Genomic DNA, 25,998 nt, shown 5'->3' with positions numbered 1-25,998 from the left:
AAGGGGCGGCGGCTGATGGCAAAACTGAGACCGGGGATGGAAAAAGCCCCGAAGGGCTTTTTGTCTCTCTGGTTTCGCACCAGTGGAGGCGACTCGACGCAGTTTCCGAGGGGGACCTATCCCAGGGTTGACTTGCGCTTGATCAGCTGATGTTCGATGATTTCGCTGCCGTCGCGCAGACCGTCCTCGATGGCTTTCATCAGCTGCTCCACGCTTTTCTGACCCAGGTCATAGGCTTTGATGTCCACCGTGGTGAGCTGACTGTCAGAGTAGCGGGAAAGAACGCTGTTATTGAAGGAACCGATGGCGATGTCCTGTGGGATGCGGTAGCCCAGATTGGTCATGGCCCGGGACAGGCCGAAGGAGATGACATCGTCGGTAGCGACAACGGCATCCGGCTTCTGCGGACAGCGGAAGATCTCCTCAGCGATCCGCATGCCGGTTTCCTCATCAAAGGCACCGGTAAAAATCTGGCTGTCCGTCAGGGGCAGGCCAGCTTCCGTCAGGGCCTGGCGGAACCCCGCCAGGCGGTCCTTGGTCACCTGAAGCTTCATGGAGCCGGAAGCGAAGCAGAGGCTGCGCTTGCCCGTATCCAGGATGTGGCGCGTCAGTTCGTACGCTGCCCGGACATTGTCGTTGTCCACGTGATTGACCGGGAAGCCGGCGCTGGATCCGATGACGGAAAAGGGAAAGTCCGTCTTCATCAGATATTTGATATTGGGATCATGCTCCCTGGAGCGCATCAGGACCAGACCATCGACTTTGCCGCCGCCGATGAAATTCTTGATGACGTCCAGTTCATCCTTGTTGATGGAATTGGTGGATAACAGCACATCATAATTGTGGTGCGACGCTTCCGTCACGATTCCGCGAAGCGCTTCCGGAAAGAACGGGTTGAGCAGAATGTCGGTTTCCTTGGACGGCATGATGACGCCGATGATCCGGGTGCGGGACCGGGCCAGGGAGCGGGCAATGGCATTGGGCTGGTACTGCAGGGCTTCCATTTCCTCGAGTACCCTCTCCCGGGTAGCCTGGGAAATCCGGGGATTGTTGGAAATGACCCGGGAGACGGTGGAGGCGGACACCCCCGCCCGCCTGGCCACGTCTTTCACCGTGGGCTTGGCTTTTTTCATCATGCGGTCTCCTCCTGTGCTGTCAGCTGCATGGTCTAGTCCACCGGATGGATGGTTACATCCTCCGGCGTGCGCTCTTCGATCTGAGCGGCTTTGCGGATCAGGGTCTCGTCGACCTGTCCCAGAATCTTGTCGGCCTCAGGATCGGACTTCAACAGTTCCCGCTTCATATTCAGCAGATCCTCATTCAGATTGATCCGCTCACCGGTTTGTGTATCAAAGAAGTGCAGAGCGTCCAGGTCATAGCCGAAGGAATACGTTTTGTCCTCTTCGTAATTGAGATGGCCGGGCACTCCGATGATGATGTCCTGCCCGCCCTCGAGCTTGGCATACAGCAGCTTTTCCTTGCCCAGAATTTCGATGACATCCACGAAGGCCTTGAACGTATCGCCGATTTCTCCGCCGTACATGATGCGCTCGGGCCGGATTCCCATGGATACCGCCTTGCCCTCATAGGCTTTGAGGAATTCCAGGTCCGATGCCTTCGGCGTGACTTTCACCTTGCCGTTGAGACCGGTGAAGACCCCCTGCTCCATGGTACCCTTGATGATATTCATGGTCGGGGAACCGATGAATTTGGCGACAAAGACATTGGCCGGCATGTTGTAGAGTTCCATGGGGGTGCCGAACTGCTGGATCTTGCCGTCATTCATCAGAACAATCTTGGTGGCCATGGTCATGGCTTCGGTCTGGTCATGGGTGACGTAGATGGTGGTGGTGCCCAGGTTCTTATGGATCCGGACCAGTTCCACCCGCATGTGTTCGCGCAGCTTGGCGTCGAGATTGGACAGCGGTTCGTCCATCAGGAAGACCTTCGGCTTGCGCACGATGGCCCGGCCCAGGGCAACGCGCTGGCGCTGGCCGCCGGAAATGTCGGAGGGCTTGGAATGCAGGTATTTCGTGATATCGAGAATCGACGCAGCTTCCTTGACCCGCTCGTCAATAACGGACTTGCGCTCATGGCGCATGTTCAGGGAGAACGCCATGTTGTCGTAAACCGTCATATGCGGATACAGGGCGTAGCTCTGGAATACCATGGCAATGTCGCGGTCCTTGGATGGCACCTCATTCACCCGGCGGCCTTCAAACAAAAGGTCTCCTTCGGTGATGGAGTTGAGTCCGGCGATCATGCGCAGCAGGGTGGTTTTTCCGCAGCCGGAGGGACCCAGGATGACACAGAAGTCGCGGCTGTCAATATCCAGGTTGATATGACGGATGGTAAATTCCTCGCGCCCTTCATATTTCTTTCCAATGTTGTTCAGTTGAACTTTCATAGTGGTTCCTCCCGATTATTTCACTGCGCCGGACGCCAGTCCGGACACCAGTTGTTTTTGCAGAGCCGTAAAGAGAATGACGATGGGGATGGCAGTCAGAAGACCGCCGGCGGCAAAGGCCGGTTCGTTGATATTGCGCAGGTCGGAGATCAGGAAGAACAGACCCGGCGCCAGTGTGTAGTCGGCCGGCGAGTTGAGCAATACCAGGGGCAGAAGGTAGTCCATGAACGGTCCGATGAAGGACCACAGGGCAATGATTGCCAGCATCGGCCGGGCGATGGGCATGATGACCAGCCGGTAGATCTGCATGTAGGACAGTCCGTCGATCTTGGCCGCATCATCCAGCTCCGTGGAGATGGAATCCAGGTAGCCCTTCAGGATGAAGGTATTGCCCGCGATGCCGCCCCCGGCGTAGATCAGGATGAGCATCATCTGGCGCGAGAAGAACGGCAGCTTGTCGCTGAGCAGCGTATACAGCGTGAAGTACGCCGTGATTCCGGCAAAGGCCGGGATGGTTTGCAGCAGCATGATCGTCATCAGGGAGGCTTTGCGGCCGGAGAACCGGAAGCGCGAATAAGCATAGCCGGTGAAGGAAACGAAGATCAGCGTCAGGATGGCCGTGGCCACGGCGATGAAGATCGTATTCTTGACCCAGGTCAGAAACAGCGTCTTCTGAAACAGGTGATCAAAGTGCACCGTGGAGAAAGTGAAGGGAGCGGACATGTTGAGGCGGGTGGACTGATTGCCGTTGAAGGCCGACTTCACCATCAGGAACAGAGGAATCACGATGGCCAGAACCCAGAGGATCAGGATCAGATAGTTCACGCCCAGCAGGATCTTGCCGCCAAAGGTCAGGGGCATCTTGTCGGACAAATTGAGTTTTTTATCTTTCTTTGCCATTACAGTCTCTCCTCCCGGAACGCCTTGGAGTTCCTGAATCCGATGAAAGTGAAGAACATCAGGGCAAGAGATACGATCATGGTGACCGCGGCACCCATGGCCTGGTAGTTCCTGGTCATGACCAGATTATAGATGTAGGTAATCAGCAGGTCGGAGGATCCGCCCAGGTTGCCGTAGGTCGCCGGGTCAAAGGGTCCGCCGTTGTTGAACAGCCGGATGACGGAGAAGTTGTTGAAGTTGAAGGTGTACTGGCCGACTAAAAGCGGCGCCGTCTGGAACAGCACCAGGGGAATCGTGATCTTGGAGATTCGCTGCCAGCCGGAAGCGCCGTCGATCTGAGCCGCTTCGTACAGGTCCTCGGGGATTGCCTGCAGAACGCCGGTGCTGAGCAGGAAGACATAAGCCGAACCCAGCCAGGTCTGCAGCAGAATCAGGGCTATCCGGGTATACAGCGCCGAGTTTTTGATCCGGATATCCCCGTCGCCGCCGAAGAACGTGGAAACGGAGTTCAGGACATTGGTGATGGCGCCGTTGGGGGCTACCATCAGGGAGAAGAACATGATGGTGATAAAAGCCGGAACCGCCCAGGGGAGCAGATATATGGTGCGGAAGAACGCCTTGCCCTTGATCCGGGGATTGTTGGTCAGAAGCGCCAGGGCAAATCCGGTCAGAATGGCCGATGTGGTGGCCACGAAGGTCCAGATCAGCGTCCAGCCCAGGATGGTGCCGAAGGCCTTTCCGACGGAGCCTTTTCCCTGGGCAATGGCGACATAGTTGTCAAAGCCGACCCAGGAGAATTTGGCCTGATGATTGGGATCCTGGTTGGTAAAGGACAGCAGGATGGTCGTGGACAGCGGCACGATGACGATGAAGAGCAGCGCCAGCAGCGCCGGCAGACTGACCATGTAAGGGAATCCTTCCGTCTGAATGCCGGTCCGGGTCTCGAACCAGTTTCGCTCGCGGATGCCTTTGATCCGTCCGGTTTCGGTCCGGCGCGCGTCCAGGAAGCTGCCGATGAAGATCGCCAGGGCGATGGCCAACAGCACCAGCGCGATAATCCCTTCAATCATGAAGATGATGGAGCGCTGCTGGCGGGTGCCGCCTTCTGCCAGGCTGAACAGCCCGAAGAGGCCCTTGCCCATGTAGTTGCCGAAGCCCAGGGCATAAGGCACTGCCGCTCCGTAGGTGAACAGCGTACCGAGAAAGAACAGGAGTGCCTTAACCGGCTGGTTCATCAGAAGCTGAGCCAGTCCCGGAATCGGAAGCGTCACCAGCGACAGCCAGGGAACCTGCTTTTCGGTTTCCACCGGGGTTCTGCGCCGCAGATCGGCAATGTCCTTCTTCATGACATTTTCCATGACCCCGGTCTGAGCTTTCAGCTCATAGGTTCTGGTCTTGATGAACTCGGCATTGGCCTTTTCCGGATTCAGAAACTCTGCCACTTTCAGGCGGGCGTTCCGTTCCTTTTTCAGCATCTGCCGGCCGTTGGCCAGGGCCTTCTTCGAGATATTGCCCTCCTGGCGGTTTTTCTGAAGCTGAGCCACACCGTCCTGGAAGGCCTGGCGGGCAGCCGCCGTCTCCGTCTCGAGCCGGCTCTGGCCCTCCCGGATGGCCTCCGGGGTCAGCTTTTTGGCTTCGGCCTGGGCAGTCAGGATCTGCTCCTGCGTGTTCTGACGAAACTCAATGATGCGCGGCAGGTGATACAGCTCCAGCTTTGCCTGGTCAAAGGCCAGCTGTGCCTCATAGTCCAGTTCGGCATAGGTTTCATAGAAATCTGCCCGGGCCTGGGCAACGGCCAGTGCCTTGAGCAGGGCTTTGTTTTTCTCATCAAAGCCCCGGGCCGGATCCGGATCCGGCTGGATCGTACCGAGGGTTCGCTTGAATTCAGCTTCCTTGCTTTGAAACTGACTCAGCGCCTTCAGATACGGATGATCGTTGCGGGTTCTGGTCAGTTCAGTCAGCCGGCGGTTTAATTCCGCCTTGTCTCCCTCGCCTCTGGCAATGGCCCCCTGCAACTGTGCCAGTTCTGCCAGATACTGGTTTTTCCGGGGATATTCCCGACCGATATGGTCATACAGGACCGCATTGAATGACTTCATGCGCCTTCCTCCTTTTGGTTTTGTCGCGGCAGTCGGATCAGTAAAAATAATAAAATCAGATAAAAGAGCACCGTCAGATAATAGAAGATGCTGGTCAGTTCCAGAGTCAGCAGGTGGTAGGCCAGGGCGGCCAGCAGAAACACCGACCAGCTGAACACAAACAGGCGGTTGTAGCCGGTTTTGACAAAGGCAATCCAGGTGTTGAACGCCAGACCGGCCGGAATGATGATCTTGCCCAGGTAGGCAGCGATCAGGCTGGTGACGAATGTTTCGTAGCTGAGAGGGCTGCTGCCCTGCATGCTCAGCGACTGGTTGACGAACTCAAAGTAGTCCAGGTCCTTGGCTTTGGCCAGAACCTCCACGGAGGCCAACAGGATCAGCGCTCCGCACAAAATGATGATCCGGTAGAAATTCTTTTTCGACAGTCTGCCCAGTTGTTCCACACTGCTCTCCTTCCGGTAGATTGATGCCTTTTCCGATGACTGATTGATTCGATGAATCCCTTTTAACTTATCTTTTTCTGGATGAATCTTTTTTGTCTGTTTTTTCTGGATGAATCCCTTTTGTTTGATTTTATTATAAATATAGGAAAAGGCAAAATGCCTTTTCCTATATCCTTTAGTCCATTATGTTGTACGTTATGCTGCGAAAGGATACTTACTGACCGATATTGCCCATCATGGCCTTGAAGGAATCCTGCAGTGCCTTGTAGGCAGCTTCCGCGTTGGCGGGCTTGGAGCTGTTCCAGGAAATCATGGCATCCTGCCAGGTATTCCAGACCTGTCCCCATTCAGCGAACAGCGGACGATTTTCAGCCGTCTTGAAGGATTCAATCGTAGCGGAGATGGTTTTCTTTTCGATGTCAGCCAGTCCGGTAGCTTCGTAGGTTGCGGCCGGAACGTTGGGCATGATCTTGCCGGTTGCCTTGAAGAATGCTTCGGCGTTGGCGGGGTTGAGCAGTTCCTGGATGAATTCCTGAGCCAGGGTCATCTTGGCGGCATCGCCTTCATTTCTGGAGTTGATTCCGAGTCCCCAAAGTCCCTGCCAGTGCTTCAGCGGTGCGCCGTTAACGGTGATATGGGACAGCGGCAGAACATCAAGTCCAGGTACATCCTTGACCAGGTTCGGGGTAGCCCAGGGGCCGTCAATTCTCATGGCGACCTTTCCGCCATCCTTGAACATTTCGTTGATCTTTCCGCCGGCGGTCTGGGTATCCCAAAGTTCCGGGCTGTTGTCATAGACTCTCTTCCAGTAATTGTATAATTCTGTGATGACGCCCTGCTTTTCAGCTCCGAGGTCAGCCCAGTCCTTGATCATGTCAGAAGTAAAGGTGGTGCCGTCCTTGCCCAGAAGATCCAGGCCGACTGCGTTGGCAAATGCTACGCCAAACCAGGCGTTGTATGCTTCGACGGCCAGTTCGTTGCCTTTCTGGTCTTTGACTTCGAAGGGCTTGGTCAGATCGATTCCGAGGTCCTGTGCGTTCTTCGGGTTCACGAAGGTGATGAGGGTTTCAATGTTCATCGGGAACGCGAGGTAGTCATCGCCATCCTTGAGGATGCTGCCGTAGGTTTCGAAATTGTCGTATCCGCCGATGGCTGCGGCCATGTCGGCTGCCGGGATCGGCGTGAAGGCCTGCTTGTTGATCATGCTGGGGAGACGGTCAGCCGGTACTGCAAAGACGTCCGGAACCGCTTCGTTCATCGCGTCGGTGGTGTCAATAATGGTGAGGTTGTCCATCGCGCCGACTTCTACCAGAGTAACGGTGGAATCCGGGAATTTGGTCTTCATATTGGCAACGGCCTGTTCGTAGTACGGCTTCCAGCCGGCTTCTGCCTGAACGGTAATCGTAGCCTTGGGATCCGTGACCGATCCGGTGGTGGTCGTCGGGGTTGTAGCCGGAGTGGTTGTGCCGGCTGCCGTAGTCGACGGCGTCGTGGCGGGGGTTGTGCCGCCGGCGGTGGTGGTCGGCGTGGCCGGGGTACAGGATGCAACTGTCATTGCCAGCATTGAAGTGAGCAGCAGTGTCGCGATTTTCTTCATACAAAATCCTCCAAAAATAAAATAGTGTAGGTTATACGTTTACTTTCCTGTGCTGTGATATTCCGGCATCATCAGATGCCGGAACCAGCACTTGCCTCTTGGATATTTATTTATGCATCCGTTTGCACGAATGTATAAAACTACTTATATTATATTCAACCTGACGTTGCATTCTACCGAATCGTGCTTGATTTAAAACAAAGTTCAACTCTGGTTAACAACTACATCTGCTCCACATTCCAGATTTCCTGCGCATATTCATGTATTGTCCGGTCCGAGGAGAATTTTCCGGCATGTGCCATGTTGAGGAAGCACATCCGGGCAAACCGCATGGGCTCCTGCCATACATCGCAGACGTGGTTATGGGCTTTGCGGTAGGCATCAAAGTCCGCCAGCACAAAGTAGCTGTCCGGCTTTTCCCAGGTATGCCCTTCCAGCAGCGATTCGTACAAATCCTGGAAGGCTCCGGTGCCGTCATCGGAGAAGGTTCCGTCGATGAGGCTGTCTACCACCCGCTTGAGTCCGGGGACCTTGTTGTAGTAATCCTTCGGCTTGTAGGTTTTGCGCAGGGCTTCCACCTGATCGATTTCCAGACCGAAGATGAAGTTGTTCTCGGCGCCGGCTTCCTCGACAATCTCGACGTTGGCTCCGTCCAGAGTTCCGATGGTGGCCGCCCCGTTAAGCATGAATTTCATGTTGCCGGTGCCGGAGGCTTCCTTGCCGGTGGTGGAAATCTGCTCAGAGATGTCGGCGGCCGGGAACAGCAGCTCGGCATAGGATACATTGTAGTTCTCCACGAAGACGACTTCGAGGTACTTTTTCACCGTTTCGTCGTTGTCGATGAGGTGCTTGATTTCATTGATGAACTTGATGATGCCCTTGGCCCGGAAATAACCCGGAGCCGCCTTGGCACCAAAGATGAAAGTGCGTTTGCAGCTTGTGGTTTCCCCCTTTTCCTTGATCCGGTAATACAGATCCAGGATATGGAAGGCATTCATCAGCTGACGCTTGTATTCATGGAGCCGCTTGATCTGGATGTCGAAGATGGAGTCCAGATCCAGGGTGGTTCCTTCGTTGAATTTCACAAAATCGGCCAGCTGCCGCTTCTTTTCCTGCTTGATGGCCATGAACCGGGCGATCACTTCATCGTCGCCGGCAAAGGCCGTGAGACCCTCCAGCTGAGTCAGATCCGTAATCCAGGCATCGGAGCCCAGAAGTTCGGTGACAAAGGCGGCCATTTCCGGATTGGCTTTCAAAAACCAGCGGCGCTGGGTAATCCCGTTGGTTTTATTGTTGAACCGTTCCGGGTAGACCCTGTACCAGTTGTTGAGCTCTGTCTCCTTCAGGATATCCGTGTGCAGCTGCGCCACTCCGTTGGTGGAGTGGGTGCCGTAAATGGCCAGGTAGGCCATCCGGAGCACCTTCTGCTTTTTGTCGATGATCGCCAGGTTTTCGATCTCGTCCACGGTCAGCCGCTTCTGAGTCAACTCCAGGGTCAGCTTGTTCTGAATCTTTTCGATGATGGCATACACTTCGGGCAGTATTTCCTGGAAGAGAGCGATATCCCATTTTTCCAGCGCTTCCTGCAGGATGGTGTGATTGGTGTAGGCCAGGGTCTGCTGGGTAATGTCAAAGGCTTTGGAGAAGTCCAGGCCTTCCTTCATCAGAAGGCGGATCAGCTCCGGTACGGCCACGGAAGGGTGGGTGTCATTGAGCTGAACAGCGTGATACTTGAAGAAATCCTCGAAGTCGCGCCCCGCTGCCTTGTACTTTTTCACCAGATCCTGCAGCGCGGCACTGGTAAAGAAGTACTGCTGCTTCAGGCGAAGAATCTTGCCTTCCCGGGTGCTGTCATTGGGATAAAGAACCCGCGTGATGTTCTTGGCCTCGTTCTTCTCCTTCACAGCTTCTTGATATCGGCCGTTGTTGAAATCGTCGAAGTTAAAGTTTTTCAGGGGCTCGGCCACAAACAGGCGCAGGGTATTGATGGTCTTGCCGCCGTAGCCGATGACCGGAGTGTCATAGGGCACGGCATAAACGGTCTGGTCGCCGAACTGAATCAGGGACCGTTCGCTTTCCCGGCGCAGGGCCCAGGGATCGGTCATGGCATTCCAGTCATCGCCTTCCTCCACCTGCTCGCCGTTGATGATCTGCTGCCGGAAAATGCCGTATTCATAGCGAATGCCGTAGCCGATCAGCGGATAGCCTAATGTCGCCGCTGAGTCCAGAAAACAGGCGGCCAGGCGGCCCAGTCCTCCATTGCCCAGGCCGGCATCGGCCTCGGCGGATTCTACACGGGCCAGGGAGGCTCCCATGTCCTGCAGAATTTGCCGGACATCGTCCTCAATCCGGAGATTGATCAGATTGTTGCCCAGCGCGCGTCCCATCAGGAACTCGGCAGACAGGTAATAAGCTTTCTTCTTCTCCTGGAAGAACGTTTCGGTTTCGAGCCATTGCGGAATGATGTGCTGCATCACCGCTTTGCTCACCACATGGTACTTCTCTTTATCGGTCAGCTGTTTGAATTCTTTTCCGTAATTCTGATAAGCTGTTTCGATGAGGCTGGCCGCATCGAATCTCTTGTCAGGCATAGTCTACCTCCTGTAGGTCTCGTTTAACCGGGCCAGGTCTGACCGCACTTTTGGGGTCAGCGCCCCTTTCTTCATTCGCCATTTCCAGTTGTCGCCAAGGGTCGACGGGGTATTGAACCGGGCTGAATCGTCCAGACCGAGCAGGTCCTGCATCGGCGCTACGGCCAGATAGGACACGGAGGCCCAGGCCCCTCGGACAAAGCCCAGCGCGGCGCCTTCCTTGTCATCCAGTTTGAGGTAGCGTCTGGCATATTCAACCTCGGATTCCGGCGCAGTCCGAAGATAGCCGGCCACCGTCTGGGTATCGTGATTCCCTGTATACACCACGGAGTTCCGGATGTAGTTATGGGGGAGATAATCCGAATCCTCCCGGGCATCAAAGGCAAAGACCAGGACATTCATGCCGGGGAAGCCGGTGTCCTCGATGAGGTCCACGACGTCCTGGGTGAGAAAACCGAGGTTTTCCGCCATGATGTCCAGTTCGCCCAGTTCCTCGCGGATAGCGCGGAACAGGGTCATGCCAGGTCCCTTGACCCAGCGGCCGGTACCGGCGGTGGCGGATCCGGCCGGGACTTCCCAGTAGGACTCAAAGCCGCGGAAATGGTCGATGCGCACGATGTCGTAAATGCGGAAACTTTCCCGGATTCGCTTGATCCACCAGGCATAGCCATCCTTCTTCATTTTCTTCCAGTCGTAGATGGGATTGCCCCAGAGCTGGCCGTCGGCGGAAAATGCATCAGGCGGAACTCCGGCAACGCATACCGGCGCCAGATCCTTATCCAGGCGGAACATCTCCGGATTCGCCCAGATATCGGATCCGTCCTCGGCCACATAGATCGGAATGTCCCCGATCAGCTGAATCCCGTGGCGGTTGGCGTACTGTTTCAGTCTGGTCCACTGCTTGAAAAAATAGAACTGGGTGAACACCCAAAAGTAAATATCATCCTCATGGTCCCGGGTAAACCGGGCCAGCGCCAGTTCATCGCGCCGTTTGAGCTCCTGCGGCCACATCTGCCAGGAAACCCCTTCGTGATGGTCTTTGATGGCCATGAACAGCGCAAAGTCCTTGAGCCAGTCCTCCCGCTTCAAAAATGCCTTGAGTTTCTGCTCCAGCTCCGGTCTGGCCTTGGCGTAGGCTGCTTTGAGCAGCGGCATTTTATGGTCATAGAGCTTGCCGTAATCCACCCGCTCCGGGTCCCTGCCCAGGTCAGCCCGGGCAATCTGGGCACGGCTTAGATAACCGGCTTCCACAAATTCATCCAGGTCAATGAAGTAGGGATTGCCGGCGAACGCAGAAAAACTCTGGTAGGGCGAGTCGCCGTAACCAGTGATGCCCAGCGGCAGGATCTGCCAGGTCCGGGTTCCCGTTTCATTCAAAAAATCAGCAAATTCATAGGCCCCTTTGCCCAGATCTCCGATCCCGTAGGGCCCCGGCAGGGAGGAGATATGCATCAATATTCCACTGGCTCTCTCTCTCATGTCACATTCCTTTTCTGCGCAATCGCTTGCACAACTTATTTTCAATATACCACTCTTTTTCAAAAAGTGAAACCGTTCCAATTGTCAGATCTTTGACAGACGACTTCAGACATTAACACATTCTCTCTTTTTTTCGTCATTTCTTAGATATTTCGCTCTCAATTTACGAAACCTCTCAATTAATTGTTTCCAACTAATCAAAAAGAAGTAAAACTCTAAAATTAAACTTTTCGTTAACCCACGCCTGCCTTTCCACTGATCCCAGTACATATCTCCACTCCAGCACCGCATGTCAGCACCCCTGCTCACGGGTTCCCGTCTCCTTCCCTGGCGCCTCGCGCTTTATCCATCAAAAGAAAGCAGAAGGTCAGTTCATCCTGTGTGATCTGACCTTCTGCTTTCTTTCATGCTTTCTTTCATGCTTTCTTGCCTGTTTCTTGCCTGCTTACTTTCCTGCTTACTTTCCTGCTTACTTCTGTTTTGTATCCTGCTTTCTTTTTCATCAGATTTCGAATGGTCCGTACAGGGGAAGAGACCGGGCCCTGATTCTAAACTTTGTACAGCATCCATTTGTGGGATTCCTTCTCGTAGCGGAATTCCGCCAGCGTCTGGCGTCCCTCCAGATCCACCAGACAGGTGAAGACATCCATCCGGTTGCCGCCAAATCGTTCCTCAAAGCGGTTCTGGACTTTGAGAACTTTCCCTTTAAAGGACTCATCTCCCAGCTGAAACCGAAAACTGACGGGATTCAGTTCACCGCGCAGGTCGAACCAGCCGATCATGTCAATGGGCAGGGCTCTGAGCTTCATGTCAGCGCCTCCTTTCAAACATACGTTCTATTTCCGTGATCTAATTATAGAACATTTGTTCGATGATATCAACTGGTCGGCTGGGCTAAAAACCGACAGCCCGGGACCCAAAGAAAACCGGTTCCGGAACTGGTAAGGTTTACAGCATATGCGGTAGAATGGAAGCATGTATAAGGAGGGTTCTGACATGCCAAAACAAGAACTGCTGCTGGACCTGGTGGACCTGTCCGTCCACAGTGCCGGGGGAAGGATCCGGGAACTGAATCTGTCTGCCGGCCGGAACAGTCTGCTGCTGATCAGTGCGGAGGACCACCGCCGCATCGCGTCTTTATTCCGTGTGATCAAGGGGCTGGACCAGCCGCTGGACGGCGGCGTCAGCTACCGGGGCGAGCGGATCGGCCTGGTTCTGGCGGACGACGAGCTGCCGGACTATTCGACGCCCCGGCAGGAGCTGGCTCTGTACGGCTCCCTCAACGGCCTGGCTTTGCCAGAGCTGCAGGCTCAGCTGTCCCGCTGGGATCTGGAAGGGATCCATCATCTGGCCTGCCGGTTCCTTTCGCCCTATGAAAAGGTAGCGCTGCTCATCGCCATGGAGACCGCCGCGCAGCCCGAGCTTCTGCTGTGCGAGGAACCCCTGGCCGGACTGACCCCAAAACAAAGTGCCCGCATGCTGGAGGAACTCAGGCATTACGCGGCGGAGCATCTGGTGATCATCGGAACCGTCCAGCCCGATCATTATCCGAAGGATCTTCCCCGGATCAGTCTGGAACACCAGACCCCCGGCCGGGAATTCAGTCAGGCCTGGGTCAGGCAGACATCACCGGCACAATCGGGCAGTCTTGCGGCCAAGGAGCCGCCTGATTCAGCGGCCCTCATTCAGGAAAGTGTCCCAGCGGAATCCCTGCCGCCTGAGACAATGCCGCCGGAATCAGGATCTGTCCGACCGGTTCGGACCCGGAATCCCGCGAAAACCAAGCACCGCCCGATTCCTCAGCCCGGATTGGACGCCGGAATCGGACCCGGTCAGCCCGTCACCGTTCGAATCCGCCTGCCGGTCGACCCGGACACGGACTATCAGCTGCGCCGGATCAGTGAAATCAAGTTTTTTCAGCCTTCACCGGATCACTCGGGTTATGAAGTCGATATCCTGGAAGCGGATCGGGAACGGCTGCCGCAACTGCTCAAAGGCCGCGGCCTGGTCATGGAACCGGCTGAGGAGGAACAAGCGTGATTGCCCTGTTTGTTTATGAACTGAAACAGCTTCTGAAAAGCAGTCTCATCTGGGCCGGCGGCGGAGCGTTCCTTCTGGGCGTACTGCTTGTTCTGAGGGTAGCTCCGGTTCAGCCGCCGGCTCCCATCGAAGAACCGCTTCTCACCGCGGTTACGATTCTGGATGAGCGGTTTGAAGCCGCGCCGGAGGAGCGCAGGGCCCTGCGGGAAGTTCGGGAACTGCTGGAGGAACCGCTGACCTCCAATGAACGGCGCGGTTATGATGCGGACCCGGGCGTTGATCCCGGCCCGGCCGGTCAGATCTGGCGTCTGCTGGAACTGTCTCAGAGCGGTGTCCTGATTCTTCTGACCCTGGCTCTGGGTATGAGTCACGCCCGGTTCCCGGCCAGCCCGTCCTTTCGCCGGGCAGGGACGACGGCGTCTTTGACCGCCCGCTTTGCCGCGCTTCTGGTTGTCCTGCTCCTCCTCTTTGAGGTGCCCCGACTCACCGCCGGCCTCTGGCTGCAGCTGACAACGGGAGCTGAAAGCCTGTATCGCCTCATTCCCTGGAATCCCAGGGCCGGAATTTCCCTGCTGGAAGTCAGCGATAACCAGCTCGCCGGCTGGTCGGCCTACCGGGCCGTTGATGCTGCCGGCGTCGTCTCGCTGGGCGCAGCCTTCCGTCTGGCCGTGCTGTATGAGGCCGCCCAGATCTTTTGCTGGCTCAGTCTGGGTCTGTTGCTGGGACAGTATGGGCGCAAGGCCCTTACGCTGACCGGAGCAGCCCTTGGCCTGCTCCTGCTGAAACATCCGCTTCTGGCCCCGCTGACGCTGCCGTTTCGCAGCTTTGCCTTTGTCAGCTACCACGACGCCCTGCGCGATACCGCCGGCAGTCCCCTGATGATGCGGGGCCTGGTTCTTCAGGAAAATCCGCTGGACTTCACCCTGGGCATCGCGATCCTTCTGGTCTCGGGAATCCTCCTGCTGTATCTGACGGATCTCCGGCTCAACGGGCGACTGACGATGAAACGGAAAGGAGGGACAGGCCTTGAAGAGTATTAAGTACTTCTGTCGACGGCTGCACCAGAGCGGTCTCACCTGGCTGATGGCAGTCATGCTGCTGCTGGCTGCGCTTCCGGCTCTGTTTGACCCGCTCCCCCTGTCCCTCCCCTTTGATCAGCCGGTATACGGGAACCCGCTTACCCGTGAGTATCCGCTGCAGCCGGGATTCCCCCAGGAGCTGCGGCCGCCCTACCGGCAGATGGATTACCTGCGGGAACTGACGGGCTACCTGGCTCACCTGAGGCAGGAGCGTTCCTTATGGACGCCCGAGGATCCGGATCCGATCCAGCGGTTCTACTATCATTTTCTGGCGGAGCAGGAATCCCTGCATCTGGCCCGGCTCAATGTGACCTATGGCAGCCCGGGGCAGGAAGCCTATTACTACGGCCGGTATGCCTTTGTCTGGGCGGCCGATCTGTTCCCCTGGAGCCAGGGCGAAGCAAAACAGGTGGATCTGCGTGATCTCACCTACTGGGAGCCGGCTCTGGAACTGGCCCGCCAGTCCTCTGACCCGGTGGTCCACGCCCTGGGCCGCAATCTGGAAAACCAGCTGCCCTTGACCTTGACCGCTGATTCCGCTTCGCCGATTTTTCTCGGGCTCTTGGGACTGACCCGGCTGTGGCTGATCGTGCTTCCGCTGGCTGCATTCTTTATCCTGGCCGCTCATCGGGACCGCAATCTCCGGGAACCGGACAGCCGTATCCCCCTCCGGCGGAGCCTGGCGGTGTTCACAGCCAGCGCGCTTCTGCTGCTGGGCCAGCGCGGTCTGACATTCCTGCTCCTGATCCTGCGTCATGGCGATGACCAGGGAGCCATGTACGTTGCCACCCCCTGGGGTCAGTCCATTCCGGGCATCTTTTCCGTGATGACCCTGCGGCAGAGCCTGCTCTGGATCAGCGCGGCGGATCTGGCCTTCCTGTTTCTGGTCTCGGCCCTGGCCGCCCTGTTCTTTGAACTGACCCGCCGGGCCGGCCACGCCGTTCTGGTTACTGCCGGCTGCCTGATTCTCCCGACCCTGATTCGGCCTGAGCTCCAGATCGGACGCCTGCTGGGGTACACCGCCTGGAATCTTTTTCCCACCAACCTATCCCCCGGCTATCCCTTCCTGCCGGAGGAGGCCATGCTGTGGTTCGCGGCGGGGGGACTGCTTTGTCTGGCCCTGATACCAGGGCTGAGCCGGCTTCGGAACAGAGCCGTAAACTGGTACAGAATGAAAAGCCAATCCGGATAAATATGAAACAGGATTGTAAACTATATGGTGAAACTGTAAATAAAGCGACAACATTGCCCACGTATTAATTAGTACACCGGTTCCTGGGTTACAATGGGGAAAGCATTTGAAAATGAAAGGAGAACCCCATTATGACATCAGAAAAAACCTTCTATAAAATCGAAAAAAGGCAGGATCAAAAGCCCAGTGCTCTGCGCCGCTCCGGATTCATTCCGGGCGTAATCTATGGGGGCCGCCTCGAAAGCGGACAGCCCATTCAGATTTCGCGTCAGGTGGCGGCTGATCTGCTCAAGAACAATACCAAGTCCTCCGTCATTGAGGTGGATCTGGATGGAGACAAGGGTTCCGTCATTGTCCGTGAAGTTCAGCGCCATGGATCGACGGGCGACATCCTGCACATTGACCTGCAGGCCATCCGCAAGGACGAGGTCCTGACCCTGGAAGTACCGCTGGTGATTCTGGGCGAAGAGGAGCTGGCCCACCGCCGCCTGATCGTCAATCAGAATCTCTCGCAGATTCAGATCAAGGGTCCGGCGGACCGGATCCCCGAGGCCATTACCCTGGATCTGACCGGTCGAATGCCGGATGAGAAGCCCCTGGCCGGTGACATCGAACTGGCTGAAGGCGTCGAACTGGTAACGCCCGCAGACGAGCTTCTCGTCACCATTTCAGAATCCCGGATGTCCCAGGATCTGGAACAGCTGGAGGAAGCCGCTCCGGAAACGGAGACCGCCCCGACGGAAGCTCAGTCCGGCGAGATTGCGCCCGAGGCTTAGTCTCGCACCTCCCCAAGCCGGCATACGACCAATCGTCTGATTCATGCGTAATTGCCGGAAGGCTTCGATGCAGAGCACCCCAGCCCCTGAAACCAGGGACTGGGGTGCTCTGTTATTAAAATCAGCCTGTGCTCTGTTGTCAAAATCAGCCTGCTCTCTGGCATGGATCGGGTGCTCCAATACCTCCTGGTCAGCGAAACGATTCGTTGCATGCTCAGGAGCCCACGCTTCCGCTGGTTCGGTCCTGCCTTCCGGGCGAAGGGTTCGGGTTCAATATTCAGGGTCTGTGGCTTGATTTGCCAGGACGATGCTGTGTGTTCCTCGTGTTGTCATTTGGATCTGCGTCCTCGTCGCTGGATCCGGCGATGACTGCCTGGCTGCACCAAAGTTCAGCGCAGGCTCAGGCCGTAGTGAAGCTGGACTTTCAGAAGCGACAGAAATTCCCGCAGCATATATTTATAGAACAGTCCATCGGGACTGGGGGCCGGGATGCTGCGGGGCGACAGCCCGATGGTGCGGGCTATGGCCGAGGAACGGAAGGCGTGAAATTCGTTGGTGACGATGAGAATCTGGGCAGAGAGTCCATTGCTGGCCATCACGGCCTTCGAGTACTCGAAATTACGAATGGTGTCCTGTCCCTGCGGTTCTTCGAAAATCCGGGCCGGTGCAATACCCTGCCCCATCAGATAGCGCCGCATGACGGCGGCCTCGCTGTACTCATCGCCGGGCGCCCGCCGGCCGGACACCACAACCTGAATCCCGGGATACTGCTTCAGAACGGGCAGGGCCGCATCCAGACGGCTCTTCAGATAATAACCGGGCTGATCTCCGATGATTGCACTGCCCGGGATGATCATGGTTTCGGTGCCGGACACCCGGACCGGCTGGATCCGGTCCCGCACCATAAAGAGCAGGATGGCCGATTCCATGACCACCAGGTAGATCAGGCCCAGCAGCAGCACTCGTTGCAGCCAGCCCCAGGACACGTTTTGATTGATTCCCCACCAGAGCAGTCCCACCGGCAGCACCATCAGAAGGCTGGGAGAGGCCAGCACCGCCAGGAGAAAGAGCAGCAGAAACGCTGCGATGCGTCTCCCCTTTGACCGGCCCGGCCAGTCCGGGATTCGACGATGTTTTTCTTGAAGTGCCATTCCAGTCCCTCCTCCTGCTTTCGATCCGGCCTGAGCCAAAGAAAAAAGAGCAATCCCGAATCAGATCACTCTTACAATGCCATCCTTGATGTAGTCCAGAATGAGCAGCTCTCCCTCGATCTCCTTGGAGTCGGGCTTCATCCGGAACAAGCCCCGGAACAGATCATGCTCTCCTTCACCGAATCGGATGAGGATGGATTCTCTTTTCTTGAGATTTGTATAATCAACATGCTGGAGTTCCGAGGAAATCAGTTTGATCACTTCAAAGGGATCCGCATTGATTTTCTTCTCTTCCAAAGCATCCTTCACGGAATTATATACTTCGCGTTCAGTCATCTTCCACACCCCTTCTTTTATAAAGCCATTTTAACATAGAACGGGCAAGAATTGAATGCAGTATGAATTCAGCTGTGTGATGGTATAATAGAAATAACTGTACTGTAAACAATCACAAAGCGTTCAAAGCAAAACATTTAGATTCATTCTAATTTTCACACCTGCTTAACAATTCATTCACGTTTTGTTTACATCGGTTGGATACAATTAATAACGTTGAGGAGTACACAAATGAGTTACTTTATTGTTGCGGATTCCGCCTGCGATCTGCCGGAGGAACGGCTGGCCCAGCTGAATGTCGGGCGCTGCCCCTTAACAGCCAATTTTCAGGATGGAACAGTACTGGAAGACAGCTTCCGGGAAATGGACGCCACCGCCTTCTTTGACGGCATGCGCAGCGGCGTTGTTTCCACCACCTCACAGGTCAATACTGCCGTATTTTACGACATGTTTCATAAAGCGCTGCAAACTCACGACCACGTTCTCTACATCGGATTCTCCAGCGGGCTGTCCGGTACCTATCAGGGTGCCATTCTGGCAAGAAACACCCTGGAGGAAGATGATCCGGGTCTGGCGGGCCGAGTGATCGCCATTGATACGAAATCCGCTTCCCTGGGCGTGGGCCTGCTTGTACTGGAAGCCTGCCGTATGCGGGACCAGGGGGCCTCGATCACGGAAGTGGCCGAACACATTGAGAATCAGAAAAATCACATCAATCAGTTCTTCACGGTGGAAGACCTGGTCTACCTCAAACGGGGCGGACGCATCTCCGCCATGAAGGCAGCTGTTGGCCAGCTGCTCAACATCAAACCCATCCTGTGCGTCAATCCGGAGGGTAAGCTGATCCCCATCGGGAAAGCCAAAGGCCGTAAAAAATCAATCCAGGCACTGATGGATCATTTCCGTGAAAATTATGATCCGGCGTATGGTAAAGATTTTGCCATCAGTCACGGGGACTGCCTGGAAGAGGCCAGACAGCTGGCGAATCTGATCAAGTCCGAATACGACATGAACGAACCGGTGATTCATCCGGTGGGCATGGTCATCGGCAGTCATTCGGGGCCGGGAACTCTGGCACTGTTCTTCCCCGGAAAACCGCGGGAAGACTTCAATCCAGCTCTTTAACCTCCGGGTTTTAGAAATACAGAGATAAAAAGTGTAAAAGGAGAAACAGATTATGGACTTTAAAGACACCAGAACAGCGGGTAATCTTGCCAAAGCGTTTGCCGGAGAATCTCAGGCCAGAAACAGATATACTTACTATGCCGAGACGGCAAGAAAAGAGGGTCTTGAGCATGTAGCCAACATTTTTGAGGAAACCGCCGGGAACGAAAGAGCCCACGCTGAAATCTTCTTCAATCATCTGCTGGACAACATGGGCGAAGGCATGGGATTTGTTGAAGCAACCTATCCGGTGGGCAAGGCCGATACCGCTGCCAACCTGATGTATGCTGCCACGGGCGAACGCGAAGAATGGGAAGTTCTCTACAAGAACTTTGCGGACATTGCTGACGAAGAAGGCTTCAAGGCCATCGCCGTATCCTTCCGCCAGATCGCCAAAGTCGAAATGGAACACGAAAAGAGATACCTGGAACTCCACGAACTGGTCAAGAACAACAAGTTCTTCGCCAGAGACGAAGAAAAGGAATGGAAATGCATCAACTGCGGCTATGTTTATGTCGGCAAAGAACCGCTGAACATCTGCCCCACCTGCAAATATCCCAAGTCCTTCTGGGAAGTCAACGTCTGCGAACACTAAAATCAGCTGATTTAAGAGGCAGGTCCCTTCGACCTGGCCTCTTTTTTCGCGCAAAAAAGCACCAGTCGCCTGGTGCTTTGGTTTGACGCAGTGGCATGATTGCCCGGTGCTCAGTTCTGCGGATGGACTGCTACGGCCTGAGCTTGAAGGAACACAGCTCCTGCCAGGTGGGTTCCAGTTCGACCAGAGCCACCCGGTCGAATTCGCCGGCCAGCGGTTCAAATTCACTCAGAATCCGGCGGAAGGCTTCCAGCAGCTGCTCACCGTCGCTATAACGGGCCAGGGTCAGGTGCGGCTGCCAGTTTCCAAAGGCATACTGGTCAATATCGTCCTGGGCAAAATGGAAGGTTTCGTGCAGTTCCAGGTGGAAGCTGTACAGGAGCTCATTCAGAACCGGACACAGACAGATGGTACCCGGAGGAACAACACCGACGGACGGAAACCGGGCGGGGATCCGCTTGTGGCGGCGAACCAGCCGGGTCAGTTTTTCCTCGGCTTTGGCCTCATCGATCTGGTTGAACTTGCCCAGCGTCAGATGGAGGCGCCGCTTGCGCCCCAGCACTTCAACGGGCAGCTGTTCCGTCATGTTCTGAATCAGCTTTTCCAGGGTTTTGTCAGGATAGAGCTCAACGGCAACGATCATATCTTCTCCCTCCCTTCGCTGCGATGCGGCTGCGCCAGCTGATATCATTCCCGAAAAAACCGGGGGCTGAATCAGGCTTCGGTATTTTGAAAGTCATGCTCGCCATAAACGGCAATGAGATTCAGGATGACTTCCACTGCTTTCTCCATGCTCTGGACGGAGATGAACTCATACTCGCCGTGATAGTTTTCACCGCCGGTAAAGACGTTCGGGCAGGGCAGGCCCTTGTAGGACAGCTGCGCGCCATCGGTTCCGCCGCGGACGGGGGAAATTTCCGGCGTGATGCCGGCCATTTCAAAGGCCCGTTTGGCATTCTCGACGATATACATATGCGGCGCAATCTTTTCTTTCATGTTGAAGTAGGAATCTTTCAGTTCGACGGTCACGGTGCCGGCGCCGTATTTTTCATTCAGCCGGGCGGCGGTGGATTCCATCAGGGCTTTGCGGGCCAGGAACTTGTCCATGTCATGGTCCCGGATGATGTAGTCGAGTCGGGCGGAATCGACATTTCCTTCGATCTCATCCAGATGAAAGAAGCCTTCATAATTCTCGGTATATTCGGGCCGCTCCGCTTTGGGCAGACCGTCGTTGAATTCCCAGGCAATGTGAATCGCGTTCTTCATTTTGTCCTTGGCGGAACCGGGATGAACGCTTCTGCCCCTGACCGTCACGCTGGCGGAGGCGGCGTTGAAGTTCTCATACTGCAGCTCGCCTAGCGGGCCGCCATCCAGGGTGTAGCCAAGATCGGCGCCGAACTTCTCCACATCGAACAAAGCCGGTCCCCGTCCGATTTCTTCATCGGGGGTGAACGCCACTTTGATCTCGCCATGGGGAATGGACGGCGTGTCCTTCAGGATGCGCAGCGCGGCCATGATTTCGGCGATGCCGGCCTTGTCATCGGCGCCCAGCAGCGTGGTGCCGTCGGTGACCACCAGGGTCTGACCGATGTAGTCGGCCAGTGCCGGAAAATCGTGGACGGTCATCACTTTGCCGTTGTCATTGAGGACGATGTCGCCGCCCTTGTACTCGACCAGGCGGGGGCTGATGTTCTCGGCGTTGAAATCAGCGGTGTCCAAATGGGCGAGAAAGGCTACGGTCGGGGCTTCATGAGTAAGGTTGGAAGGCAGGGTGCCAAACAGATAGGCATGCTCATCCAGCTCCGTCCGGAGACCCAGCTCCTCCAGTTCCTTCTGCAGCAGTCTGGCCAGATCCATCTGGCCGGGAGTGGATGGGGTGGTCTCGCTGCGGTGATCGCTGCGGGTGTTGATTCTGACATAGCGTAACAGATTGTCTAAGACGTTGCTCAAAGTGACGTTCCTCCTAAATGGTTTCTTCCTGATCAAATTCAGGGCGGTATACTCGTCTGCGGTCCAGGGACAGAATGAAGTCCGAGAGGGTGCCCGGTTCCAGTTCTTCCTGAATTTTCTTCATGTCATACATGCGGGCATCAATCATATCGATGTGATGCAGCATCTCGGCTTCCGGGAACATGGGCCGTACCGGTGAACCGTATTCCGGCTCATAATGATGGGACAAGACCATGTGCTGAAGCAGCATGACCACTTCTTCGGAGGCTCCGACCTCCCGGCCGACCCGGCCGATCTGCTCCAGACCAATGCTGATGTGCCCCAGCAGCGTACCCGGAATGGTGTACTCCCGGACGATGCCGATGTCCGAGGCATCCATCTCCACCAGTTTGGCCATGTCATGCAGAATGATGCCCGACACCAGCAGATCATGATTGAGGAACGGATACACCTGGGTTATGACATCAGCCAGCTGCAGCATGGTCAGCACGTGATACAGCAGACCGCTGCGGATGGCGTGATGATTCCGCTTGGCCGCGGGATAATACATCAGTTTTTCTTCATTTTCGCGGAACAGGCGCTCCACGATCAGTTTCATATCGATATTTTCCAGTCCCTCGATGTATTTGGTCAGGATCTGGCCATACATATACTCGGGCTCCAGCGGAGCGGAGGGAACCAGATCCGCCGGATCCACGGGATCCTCATCGTTGCGCAGCCGGATCCGTTCAATCTTGAACTGCAGCTGATTCTGGTACAGATTGATCATGCCCCGGACCCGAACTACCATGTTGGCTTCAAAAAAGCCTTCCAGTTCCGGCGGAACTTCCCATAGCTTGGCGGTGATTTCGCCGGTGGCATCGCCCAGGATAAAATCCAGGTATTTCTTACCGTTGGAATTCGTGGTTTTCAGGTCGACCCGCTTGATGATCAGAAAACTGTCCACCCGCTCGCCCACCTGGTAATCGTTGATTTTCTTATATAAAAGTTCCATTTTGACCTCCATTGTCTCTGTTTTTATTATACACGAGTTTTCCGACCAGCCAGCCGCACCCGGGATTCGTTCAAGGAAAATTATCAGTGAGACCGCCTCAAAAAGACTGAAATCCGCTTCAGCGTCTGCTGCCTGAATTCCGGAAACCGGCAGTCCCTTCTTTTCCGGATTTCCTTTGATCCCATCCAATGGAGTATAATCAAGGAAGAATCATTTGAGCAGCGGGGCAATGACGCCCTGGCTGGATGTCGAATGCAACGACCTCAACGGAAAGGAGGGAACGGCAGATCCTCCCGCGACATCGCCCCGAAGCCTGACGCGGAGATATTCCTGCCTTGAAATAAGATGGAAATCAAACTGGATCAGGGCTCCCTGAAAATTATCGAAACCCTGCAGGCCAACGGCCATGAAGCCTACCTGGTGGGCGGCTCGGTCCGCAACGCCCTGCTTAATGGCCAGACAACGGATTATGACATCACGACCTCGGCAGAACCCGAAGTTCTGATGTCCCTGTTTTCCCATACCATTCCCACGGGTCTGGCTCACGGCACCGTCACGGTCGTCTTAAACCGGATCCCCTACGAAGTGACGACCTACCGGACCGAAGGAGAGTATCTAGACCGGCGTCACCCCGCTTCGGTTCAGTTCGTGCGGGAGCTGGCCCAGGATCTCAAGCGACGGGATTTCACCATCAACGCCATGGCCTTCGATCCCACCTCGAGCCACCTGGTGGATCACTTCGGCGGCCAGGAGGATCTGAAGGCGCGGCTGATCCGGGCCGTCGGCAACCCGTCAGAACGCTTCCACGAGGATGCCCTGCGCATCATCCGCGGCATCCGCTTCGCCGCCCAGCTCAACTTCAACATTGAGGCGGAAACCTTCCGGGCCATGACAGAACTGTCCCGCCTGCTCGAGCATATCTCCCAGGAACGCATCTACGCGGAACTGTCACGGATCCTGTTAACCGAACGGCCGTCCGTGGGCATCGGTCTGCTCCTGTATTCGGGCGCCCTGAGCGTCATTCTGCCGGAACTTGTGCCAATGGCCGGATTTCAGCAGTTCTCCCCCTACCATGACAAGGACGTGTTCTTTCATACGATGCAGGTGCTGGACAACACCCGGCCCTACCTGCCGCTGCGCCTGGCCGCTCTGCTGCATGACGTGGGCAAGCCGCCGACGTTCTCCATGGATGAGTCGGGCAAGGGACATTTTTACGGGCATGAGCAGCTCTCGGAAGACCTGGCCCGTCAGATCATGCTCCGACTGAAGGTGGACAACAAAACGAGGGAGCAGACGCTGCTCCTGATCCGCCGGCACATGACGTCCATGGACATGAAAAAGCCGCTGAAACTCAAGCGGCTGATCCGGGATTTCGGGCCCGAGGATATTGATCTGTTCTTCGAATTCAAGCTGGCTGACCACTCTGGCAAAGCCGGCGGCGGCGGAATCGATCCCCGCTTCCATGCCATGCGCACCAAGGTGCGCCAGATTCTGGAGGACCATGAACCCCTGAATCTGTCCGACCTGGCCATCAAAGGCAGCGATCTGCTGAATCTGGGCATTCCCCGGGGTCCTCAGATCGGCCGCATCCTGGAGGAACTCCTGGACGAAGTCCTGGCTAATCCAGATCTGAACACCCCCCCATACTTGCTTGACCGAGCCCTGCAACTGAAGGAGAAGACAGATGAACCAAAACGGAATTGACGCCATCACCACCCTGTTTCTGATCATGGGACTCGGCTTTGTGCTGAAGAAGCGGCATCTCATGCAAAAAAGCAGCGAGGACTTCATCGTCATCCTGCTGCAAAAGGCAGCGATTCCCGGGCTCATGCTGTACAATGCTTCCACGCAGTTTACCACCCAGTTCCTGAAGGACTATTATCCCGCCATTCTGGCTTCCTTCCTCGCCATCCTGGGCGCGGTCCTGGTCGGTCTTGTGACCGCCCGCCTCTTCTCCATCAGCGACAAAAACCAGGGCGTATTCACCGGAATGTTTGCCTTCTCCAACACCATCTTCATCGGCGTGCCCGTCATCACCGGAATCTTCGGGGAAAAGGGCATCCCCTATCTGATGCTGTATTACCTGATGAATACCCTGCTGTTCTGGACCGTCGGTTCCTGGCTGGTCGGCGGAGAACAGGGCAGCGGTCTGCTTTCCCTGTCTTCCCTGAGCAAGATTTTCAACCCCGCCCTCCTGGCTTTCCTGCTGGGCCTTGGCCTGATGATGTATCACATCAGCCTGCCTGCTCCGGCCATGCGCAGCCTGAAATATCTGAGCGATCTGGTGACCCCGCTGTCGACCCTCTATATGGGATCCATCATCGCGGACCTGTCACTGAAAAAATTCCCCGGACTCAAGCCCACTCTGCTCATTCTGACCGGTCGTTTCCTCATCTCCCCGCTCCTGGCCTACAGCATTCTGACCCTGTTCGGCTTCTCCGGCCTGCTGGTGGAAGTCCTGGTCATCGCCTCGGCTCTGCCGGTCATGACCCAGATGTCCGTTCTGGCCGGCTACTATGGCAAGGACAAGCAGTACACTGCCTTCATGACTGCACTGTCCACCATCCTCTGCATCTTTGTCCTCCCCTTTTATCTGGGCTTTTTGCAGCGCTAGCCTAGTCCAGGAACAGGCAGAACGGGTGCCCGGCCGGATCAAACATGACCACAACCCTCTCCAGTTCCTGAACACCTGCTCTGACAGCCCCTGCCGCCTCGGCACGGGCTGCTGCCTTTTCCAGGTCATCCACCAGAAAATCCAGGTGAATGGATTTGCCGGGCTGCCCTGCCAAATCCGGCCATACCGGCGAAACATAGCACGGTTCTGTCTGAAAAGACAGCCGGACGCCCCCCGCCGGATTCCGGATAATCACAAAGTCGTCATCCGCCCAGTGCGGCACCCAGTCCAGCAGATTAAGATAAAACTCACTGAGCGCGTGGGCATCCGGACAGTCAATATTGATGGTTGCCAGTTCAATCTGTGCCATGGTCAGTTCCTCCTTGCCACAATCAAAGCGTTGCGCCATTCGTCTTTACTCATCGGGTCGGTTAATCATCGAAAGAGATTCGATTGCATCATTCAGCCTCCGGACAAATTTTTCCGGTTGAAAAATCTGGGGTTCAGGCTAATTGATTAGGACCTAAGGTCTATGGTTTCACGTTTCACGTTTCACGTTTCACGTTATTTTAGCTCCGGAGGTTCCTTTGC

The 25,998-nt window shown here is 55.8% G+C and carries 23 protein-coding genes; 8 read left to right on the top strand and 15 right to left on the bottom strand.

Features of this window, described 5'->3' with window-relative positions; genetic code table 11:
• Nucleotides 1-116: 116 nt before the first annotated feature.
• From NQU17_13195 to NQU17_13155, 9 genes are all read right to left on the bottom strand, one after another.
• Nucleotides 117-1,136, bottom strand: coding sequence for a LacI family transcriptional regulator (locus NQU17_13195; GenBank protein UUM11581.1), 1,020 nt, complete (start codon nucleotides 1,134-1,136; stop codon nucleotides 117-119).
• Nucleotides 1,137-1,168: 32 nt separating this feature from the next.
• Nucleotides 1,169-2,407 (bottom strand): sn-glycerol-3-phosphate ABC transporter ATP-binding protein UgpC, encoded by a 1,239-nt coding sequence (gene ugpC / locus NQU17_13190; protein ID UUM11580.1) that lies wholly within the window; start codon nucleotides 2,405-2,407, stop codon nucleotides 1,169-1,171.
• Between the two features lie 15 nt (nucleotides 2,408-2,422).
• Nucleotides 2,423-3,307 carry an ABC transporter permease subunit gene (locus NQU17_13185; GenBank protein UUM11579.1) on the bottom strand — a complete coding sequence of 295 codons (885 nt, stop codon included), beginning with the start codon at nucleotides 3,305-3,307 and terminating at the stop codon, nucleotides 2,423-2,425.
• Complete coding sequence (locus NQU17_13180; protein ID UUM11578.1) at nucleotides 3,307-5,406, bottom strand: ABC transporter permease subunit; 2,100 nt, start codon at nucleotides 5,404-5,406, stop codon at nucleotides 3,307-3,309. The genes NQU17_13185 and NQU17_13180 overlap by 1 nt, the downstream gene beginning before the upstream one ends.
• Nucleotides 5,403-5,849 (bottom strand): hypothetical protein, encoded by a 447-nt coding sequence (locus tag NQU17_13175; protein UUM11577.1) that lies wholly within the window; start codon nucleotides 5,847-5,849, stop codon nucleotides 5,403-5,405. Before NQU17_13175 ends, NQU17_13180 begins: the two co-directional genes overlap by 4 nt.
• Nucleotides 5,850-6,063: 214 nt before the next feature.
• Nucleotides 6,064-7,446, bottom strand: coding sequence for a hypothetical protein (locus NQU17_13170; protein ID UUM11576.1), 1,383 nt, complete (start codon nucleotides 7,444-7,446; stop codon nucleotides 6,064-6,066).
• 221 nt (nucleotides 7,447-7,667) lie between these two features.
• A complete protein-coding gene (locus NQU17_13165; protein UUM11575.1) occupies nucleotides 7,668-10,037 on the bottom strand; it encodes a glycogen/starch/alpha-glucan phosphorylase in 2,370 nt (789 codons plus the stop codon).
• 3 nt (nucleotides 10,038-10,040) lie between these two features.
• The gene (malQ, locus tag NQU17_13160) at nucleotides 10,041-11,555 is read right to left on the bottom strand and encodes a 4-alpha-glucanotransferase (protein ID UUM13519.1); all 1,515 of its coding nucleotides are present in this window, start codon (nucleotides 11,553-11,555) and stop codon (nucleotides 10,041-10,043) included.
• Between the two features lie 509 nt (nucleotides 11,556-12,064).
• Nucleotides 12,065-12,325: a hypothetical protein gene (locus NQU17_13155; protein ID UUM11574.1), complete on the bottom strand. Its 261-nt coding sequence runs from the start codon at nucleotides 12,323-12,325 to the stop codon at nucleotides 12,065-12,067.
• Nucleotides 12,326-12,512: 187 nt separating this feature from the next.
• Here NQU17_13155 and NQU17_13150 point away from each other — a divergent pair, with 187 nt between their 5' ends.
• The 4 genes from NQU17_13150 to NQU17_13135 all read left to right on the top strand — a co-directional run bounded on the left by NQU17_13150 (nucleotide 12,513) and on the right by NQU17_13135 (nucleotide 16,603).
• A complete protein-coding gene (locus tag NQU17_13150) occupies nucleotides 12,513-13,556 on the top strand; it encodes a hypothetical protein (GenBank protein UUM11573.1) in 1,044 nt (347 codons plus the stop codon).
• Nucleotides 13,553-14,596: a hypothetical protein gene (locus NQU17_13145; GenBank protein UUM11572.1), complete on the top strand. Its 1,044-nt coding sequence runs from the start codon at nucleotides 13,553-13,555 to the stop codon at nucleotides 14,594-14,596. Before NQU17_13150 ends, NQU17_13145 begins: the two co-directional genes overlap by 4 nt.
• On the top strand, nucleotides 14,583-15,827 hold the full coding sequence (locus tag NQU17_13140) for a hypothetical protein (GenBank protein ID UUM11571.1): 1,245 nt from the start codon (nucleotides 14,583-14,585) through the stop codon (nucleotides 15,825-15,827). Before NQU17_13145 ends, NQU17_13140 begins: the two co-directional genes overlap by 14 nt.
• A gap of 131 nt (nucleotides 15,828-15,958) precedes the next feature.
• On the top strand, nucleotides 15,959-16,603 hold the full coding sequence (locus tag NQU17_13135; protein ID UUM11570.1) for a 50S ribosomal protein L25: 645 nt from the start codon (nucleotides 15,959-15,961) through the stop codon (nucleotides 16,601-16,603).
• Between the two features lie 389 nt (nucleotides 16,604-16,992).
• Here the strand turns inward: NQU17_13135 and NQU17_13130 are convergent, their stop codons facing one another.
• Together NQU17_13130 and NQU17_13125 are read right to left on the bottom strand one after the other, a co-directional pair.
• Nucleotides 16,993-17,754, bottom strand: a complete 762-nt coding sequence (locus NQU17_13130; GenBank protein ID UUM11569.1) for a YdcF family protein — start codon at nucleotides 17,752-17,754, stop codon at nucleotides 16,993-16,995.
• A 60-nt stretch (nucleotides 17,755-17,814) separates the two neighbouring features.
• Nucleotides 17,815-18,090: a hypothetical protein gene (locus tag NQU17_13125; protein UUM11568.1), complete on the bottom strand. Its 276-nt coding sequence runs from the start codon at nucleotides 18,088-18,090 to the stop codon at nucleotides 17,815-17,817.
• 231 nt (nucleotides 18,091-18,321) lie between these two features.
• On the opposite strand from NQU17_13125, the gene NQU17_13120 reads away from it, so the two are divergent.
• Both NQU17_13120 and NQU17_13115 read left to right on the top strand, forming a co-directional pair.
• On the top strand, nucleotides 18,322-19,215 hold the full coding sequence (locus NQU17_13120; GenBank protein UUM11567.1) for a DegV family protein: 894 nt from the start codon (nucleotides 18,322-18,324) through the stop codon (nucleotides 19,213-19,215).
• 49 nt (nucleotides 19,216-19,264) lie between these two features.
• Entirely contained in the window at nucleotides 19,265-19,849 is a 585-nt protein-coding gene (locus NQU17_13115; GenBank protein ID UUM13518.1) for a rubrerythrin family protein, read from the top strand.
• 130 nt (nucleotides 19,850-19,979) lie between these two features.
• Here the strand turns inward: NQU17_13115 and NQU17_13110 are convergent, their stop codons facing one another.
• The 3 genes from NQU17_13110 to NQU17_13100 all read right to left on the bottom strand — a co-directional run bounded on the left by NQU17_13110 (nucleotide 19,980) and on the right by NQU17_13100 (nucleotide 22,793).
• Nucleotides 19,980-20,492 (bottom strand): 2'-5' RNA ligase family protein, encoded by a 513-nt coding sequence (locus NQU17_13110; GenBank protein ID UUM11566.1) that lies wholly within the window; start codon nucleotides 20,490-20,492, stop codon nucleotides 19,980-19,982.
• A 71-nt stretch (nucleotides 20,493-20,563) separates the two neighbouring features.
• A complete protein-coding gene (pepT, locus tag NQU17_13105) occupies nucleotides 20,564-21,799 on the bottom strand; it encodes a peptidase T (protein UUM11565.1) in 1,236 nt (411 codons plus the stop codon).
• A 13-nt stretch (nucleotides 21,800-21,812) separates the two neighbouring features.
• Nucleotides 21,813-22,793 carry an OB-fold nucleic acid binding domain-containing protein gene (locus NQU17_13100; protein ID UUM11564.1) on the bottom strand — a complete coding sequence of 327 codons (981 nt, stop codon included), beginning with the start codon at nucleotides 22,791-22,793 and terminating at the stop codon, nucleotides 21,813-21,815.
• A gap of 345 nt (nucleotides 22,794-23,138) precedes the next feature.
• Between NQU17_13100 and NQU17_13095 the strand changes: the two genes are divergently transcribed.
• Together NQU17_13095 and NQU17_13090 are read left to right on the top strand one after the other, a co-directional pair.
• Nucleotides 23,139-24,497 (top strand): CCA tRNA nucleotidyltransferase, encoded by a 1,359-nt coding sequence (locus NQU17_13095; protein UUM11563.1) that lies wholly within the window; start codon nucleotides 23,139-23,141, stop codon nucleotides 24,495-24,497.
• Entirely contained in the window at nucleotides 24,478-25,407 is a 930-nt protein-coding gene (locus NQU17_13090) for an AEC family transporter (GenBank protein UUM11562.1), read from the top strand. The genes NQU17_13095 and NQU17_13090 overlap by 20 nt, the downstream gene beginning before the upstream one ends.
• Before the next feature lies 1 nt (nucleotide 25,408).
• On the opposite strand, the gene NQU17_13085 is transcribed toward NQU17_13090, so the two are convergent.
• Nucleotides 25,409-25,777, bottom strand: a complete 369-nt coding sequence (locus tag NQU17_13085; GenBank protein UUM11561.1) for a VOC family protein — start codon at nucleotides 25,775-25,777, stop codon at nucleotides 25,409-25,411.
• Between the last annotated feature and the right edge of the window lie 221 nt (nucleotides 25,778-25,998).

Source organism: Clostridiaceae bacterium HFYG-1003, assembly GCA_024579835.1.
In the GTDB taxonomy this organism is placed as follows: Bacteria; Bacillota; Clostridia; order Clostridiales; family Clostridiaceae; genus JG1575.
The sequence above is the reverse complement of the archived record's forward strand: the minus strand, read 5'-3'. Positions and strand labels throughout refer to the sequence as shown.

Coding starts and splice junctions, on each gene's coding strand:
- NQU17_13125 (UUM11568.1), bottom strand. CDS start 18,090: ATGACTGAACGCGAAGTATATAATTCCGTGAAGGATGCTTTGGAAGAG.
- NQU17_13170 (UUM11576.1), bottom strand. CDS start 7,446: ATGAAGAAAATCGCGACACTGCTGCTCACTTCAATGCTGGCAATGACA.
- NQU17_13120 (UUM11567.1), top strand. CDS start 18,322: ATGAGTTACTTTATTGTTGCGGATTCCGCCTGCGATCTGCCGGAGGAA.
- NQU17_13095 (UUM11563.1), top strand. CDS start 23,139: ATGGAAATCAAACTGGATCAGGGCTCCCTGAAAATTATCGAAACCCTG.
- NQU17_13110 (UUM11566.1), bottom strand. CDS start 20,492: ATGATCGTTGCCGTTGAGCTCTATCCTGACAAAACCCTGGAAAAGCTG.
- NQU17_13165 (UUM11575.1), bottom strand. CDS start 10,037: ATGCCTGACAAGAGATTCGATGCGGCCAGCCTCATCGAAACAGCTTAT.
- NQU17_13090 (UUM11562.1), top strand. CDS start 24,478: ATGAACCAAAACGGAATTGACGCCATCACCACCCTGTTTCTGATCATG.
- ugpC (UUM11580.1), bottom strand. CDS start 2,407: ATGAAAGTTCAACTGAACAACATTGGAAAGAAATATGAAGGGCGCGAG.
- NQU17_13155 (UUM11574.1), bottom strand. CDS start 12,325: ATGAAGCTCAGAGCCCTGCCCATTGACATGATCGGCTGGTTCGACCTG.
- NQU17_13100 (UUM11564.1), bottom strand. CDS start 22,793: ATGGAACTTTTATATAAGAAAATCAACGATTACCAGGTGGGCGAGCGG.
- NQU17_13130 (UUM11569.1), bottom strand. CDS start 17,754: ATGGCACTTCAAGAAAAACATCGTCGAATCCCGGACTGGCCGGGCCGG.
- NQU17_13185 (UUM11579.1), bottom strand. CDS start 3,307: ATGGCAAAGAAAGATAAAAAACTCAATTTGTCCGACAAGATGCCCCTG.
- NQU17_13135 (UUM11570.1), top strand. CDS start 15,959: ATGACATCAGAAAAAACCTTCTATAAAATCGAAAAAAGGCAGGATCAA.
- NQU17_13150 (UUM11573.1), top strand. CDS start 12,513: ATGCCAAAACAAGAACTGCTGCTGGACCTGGTGGACCTGTCCGTCCAC.
- NQU17_13195 (UUM11581.1), bottom strand. CDS start 1,136: ATGATGAAAAAAGCCAAGCCCACGGTGAAAGACGTGGCCAGGCGGGCG.
- NQU17_13180 (UUM11578.1), bottom strand. CDS start 5,406: ATGAAGTCATTCAATGCGGTCCTGTATGACCATATCGGTCGGGAATAT.
- NQU17_13085 (UUM11561.1), bottom strand. CDS start 25,777: ATGGCACAGATTGAACTGGCAACCATCAATATTGACTGTCCGGATGCC.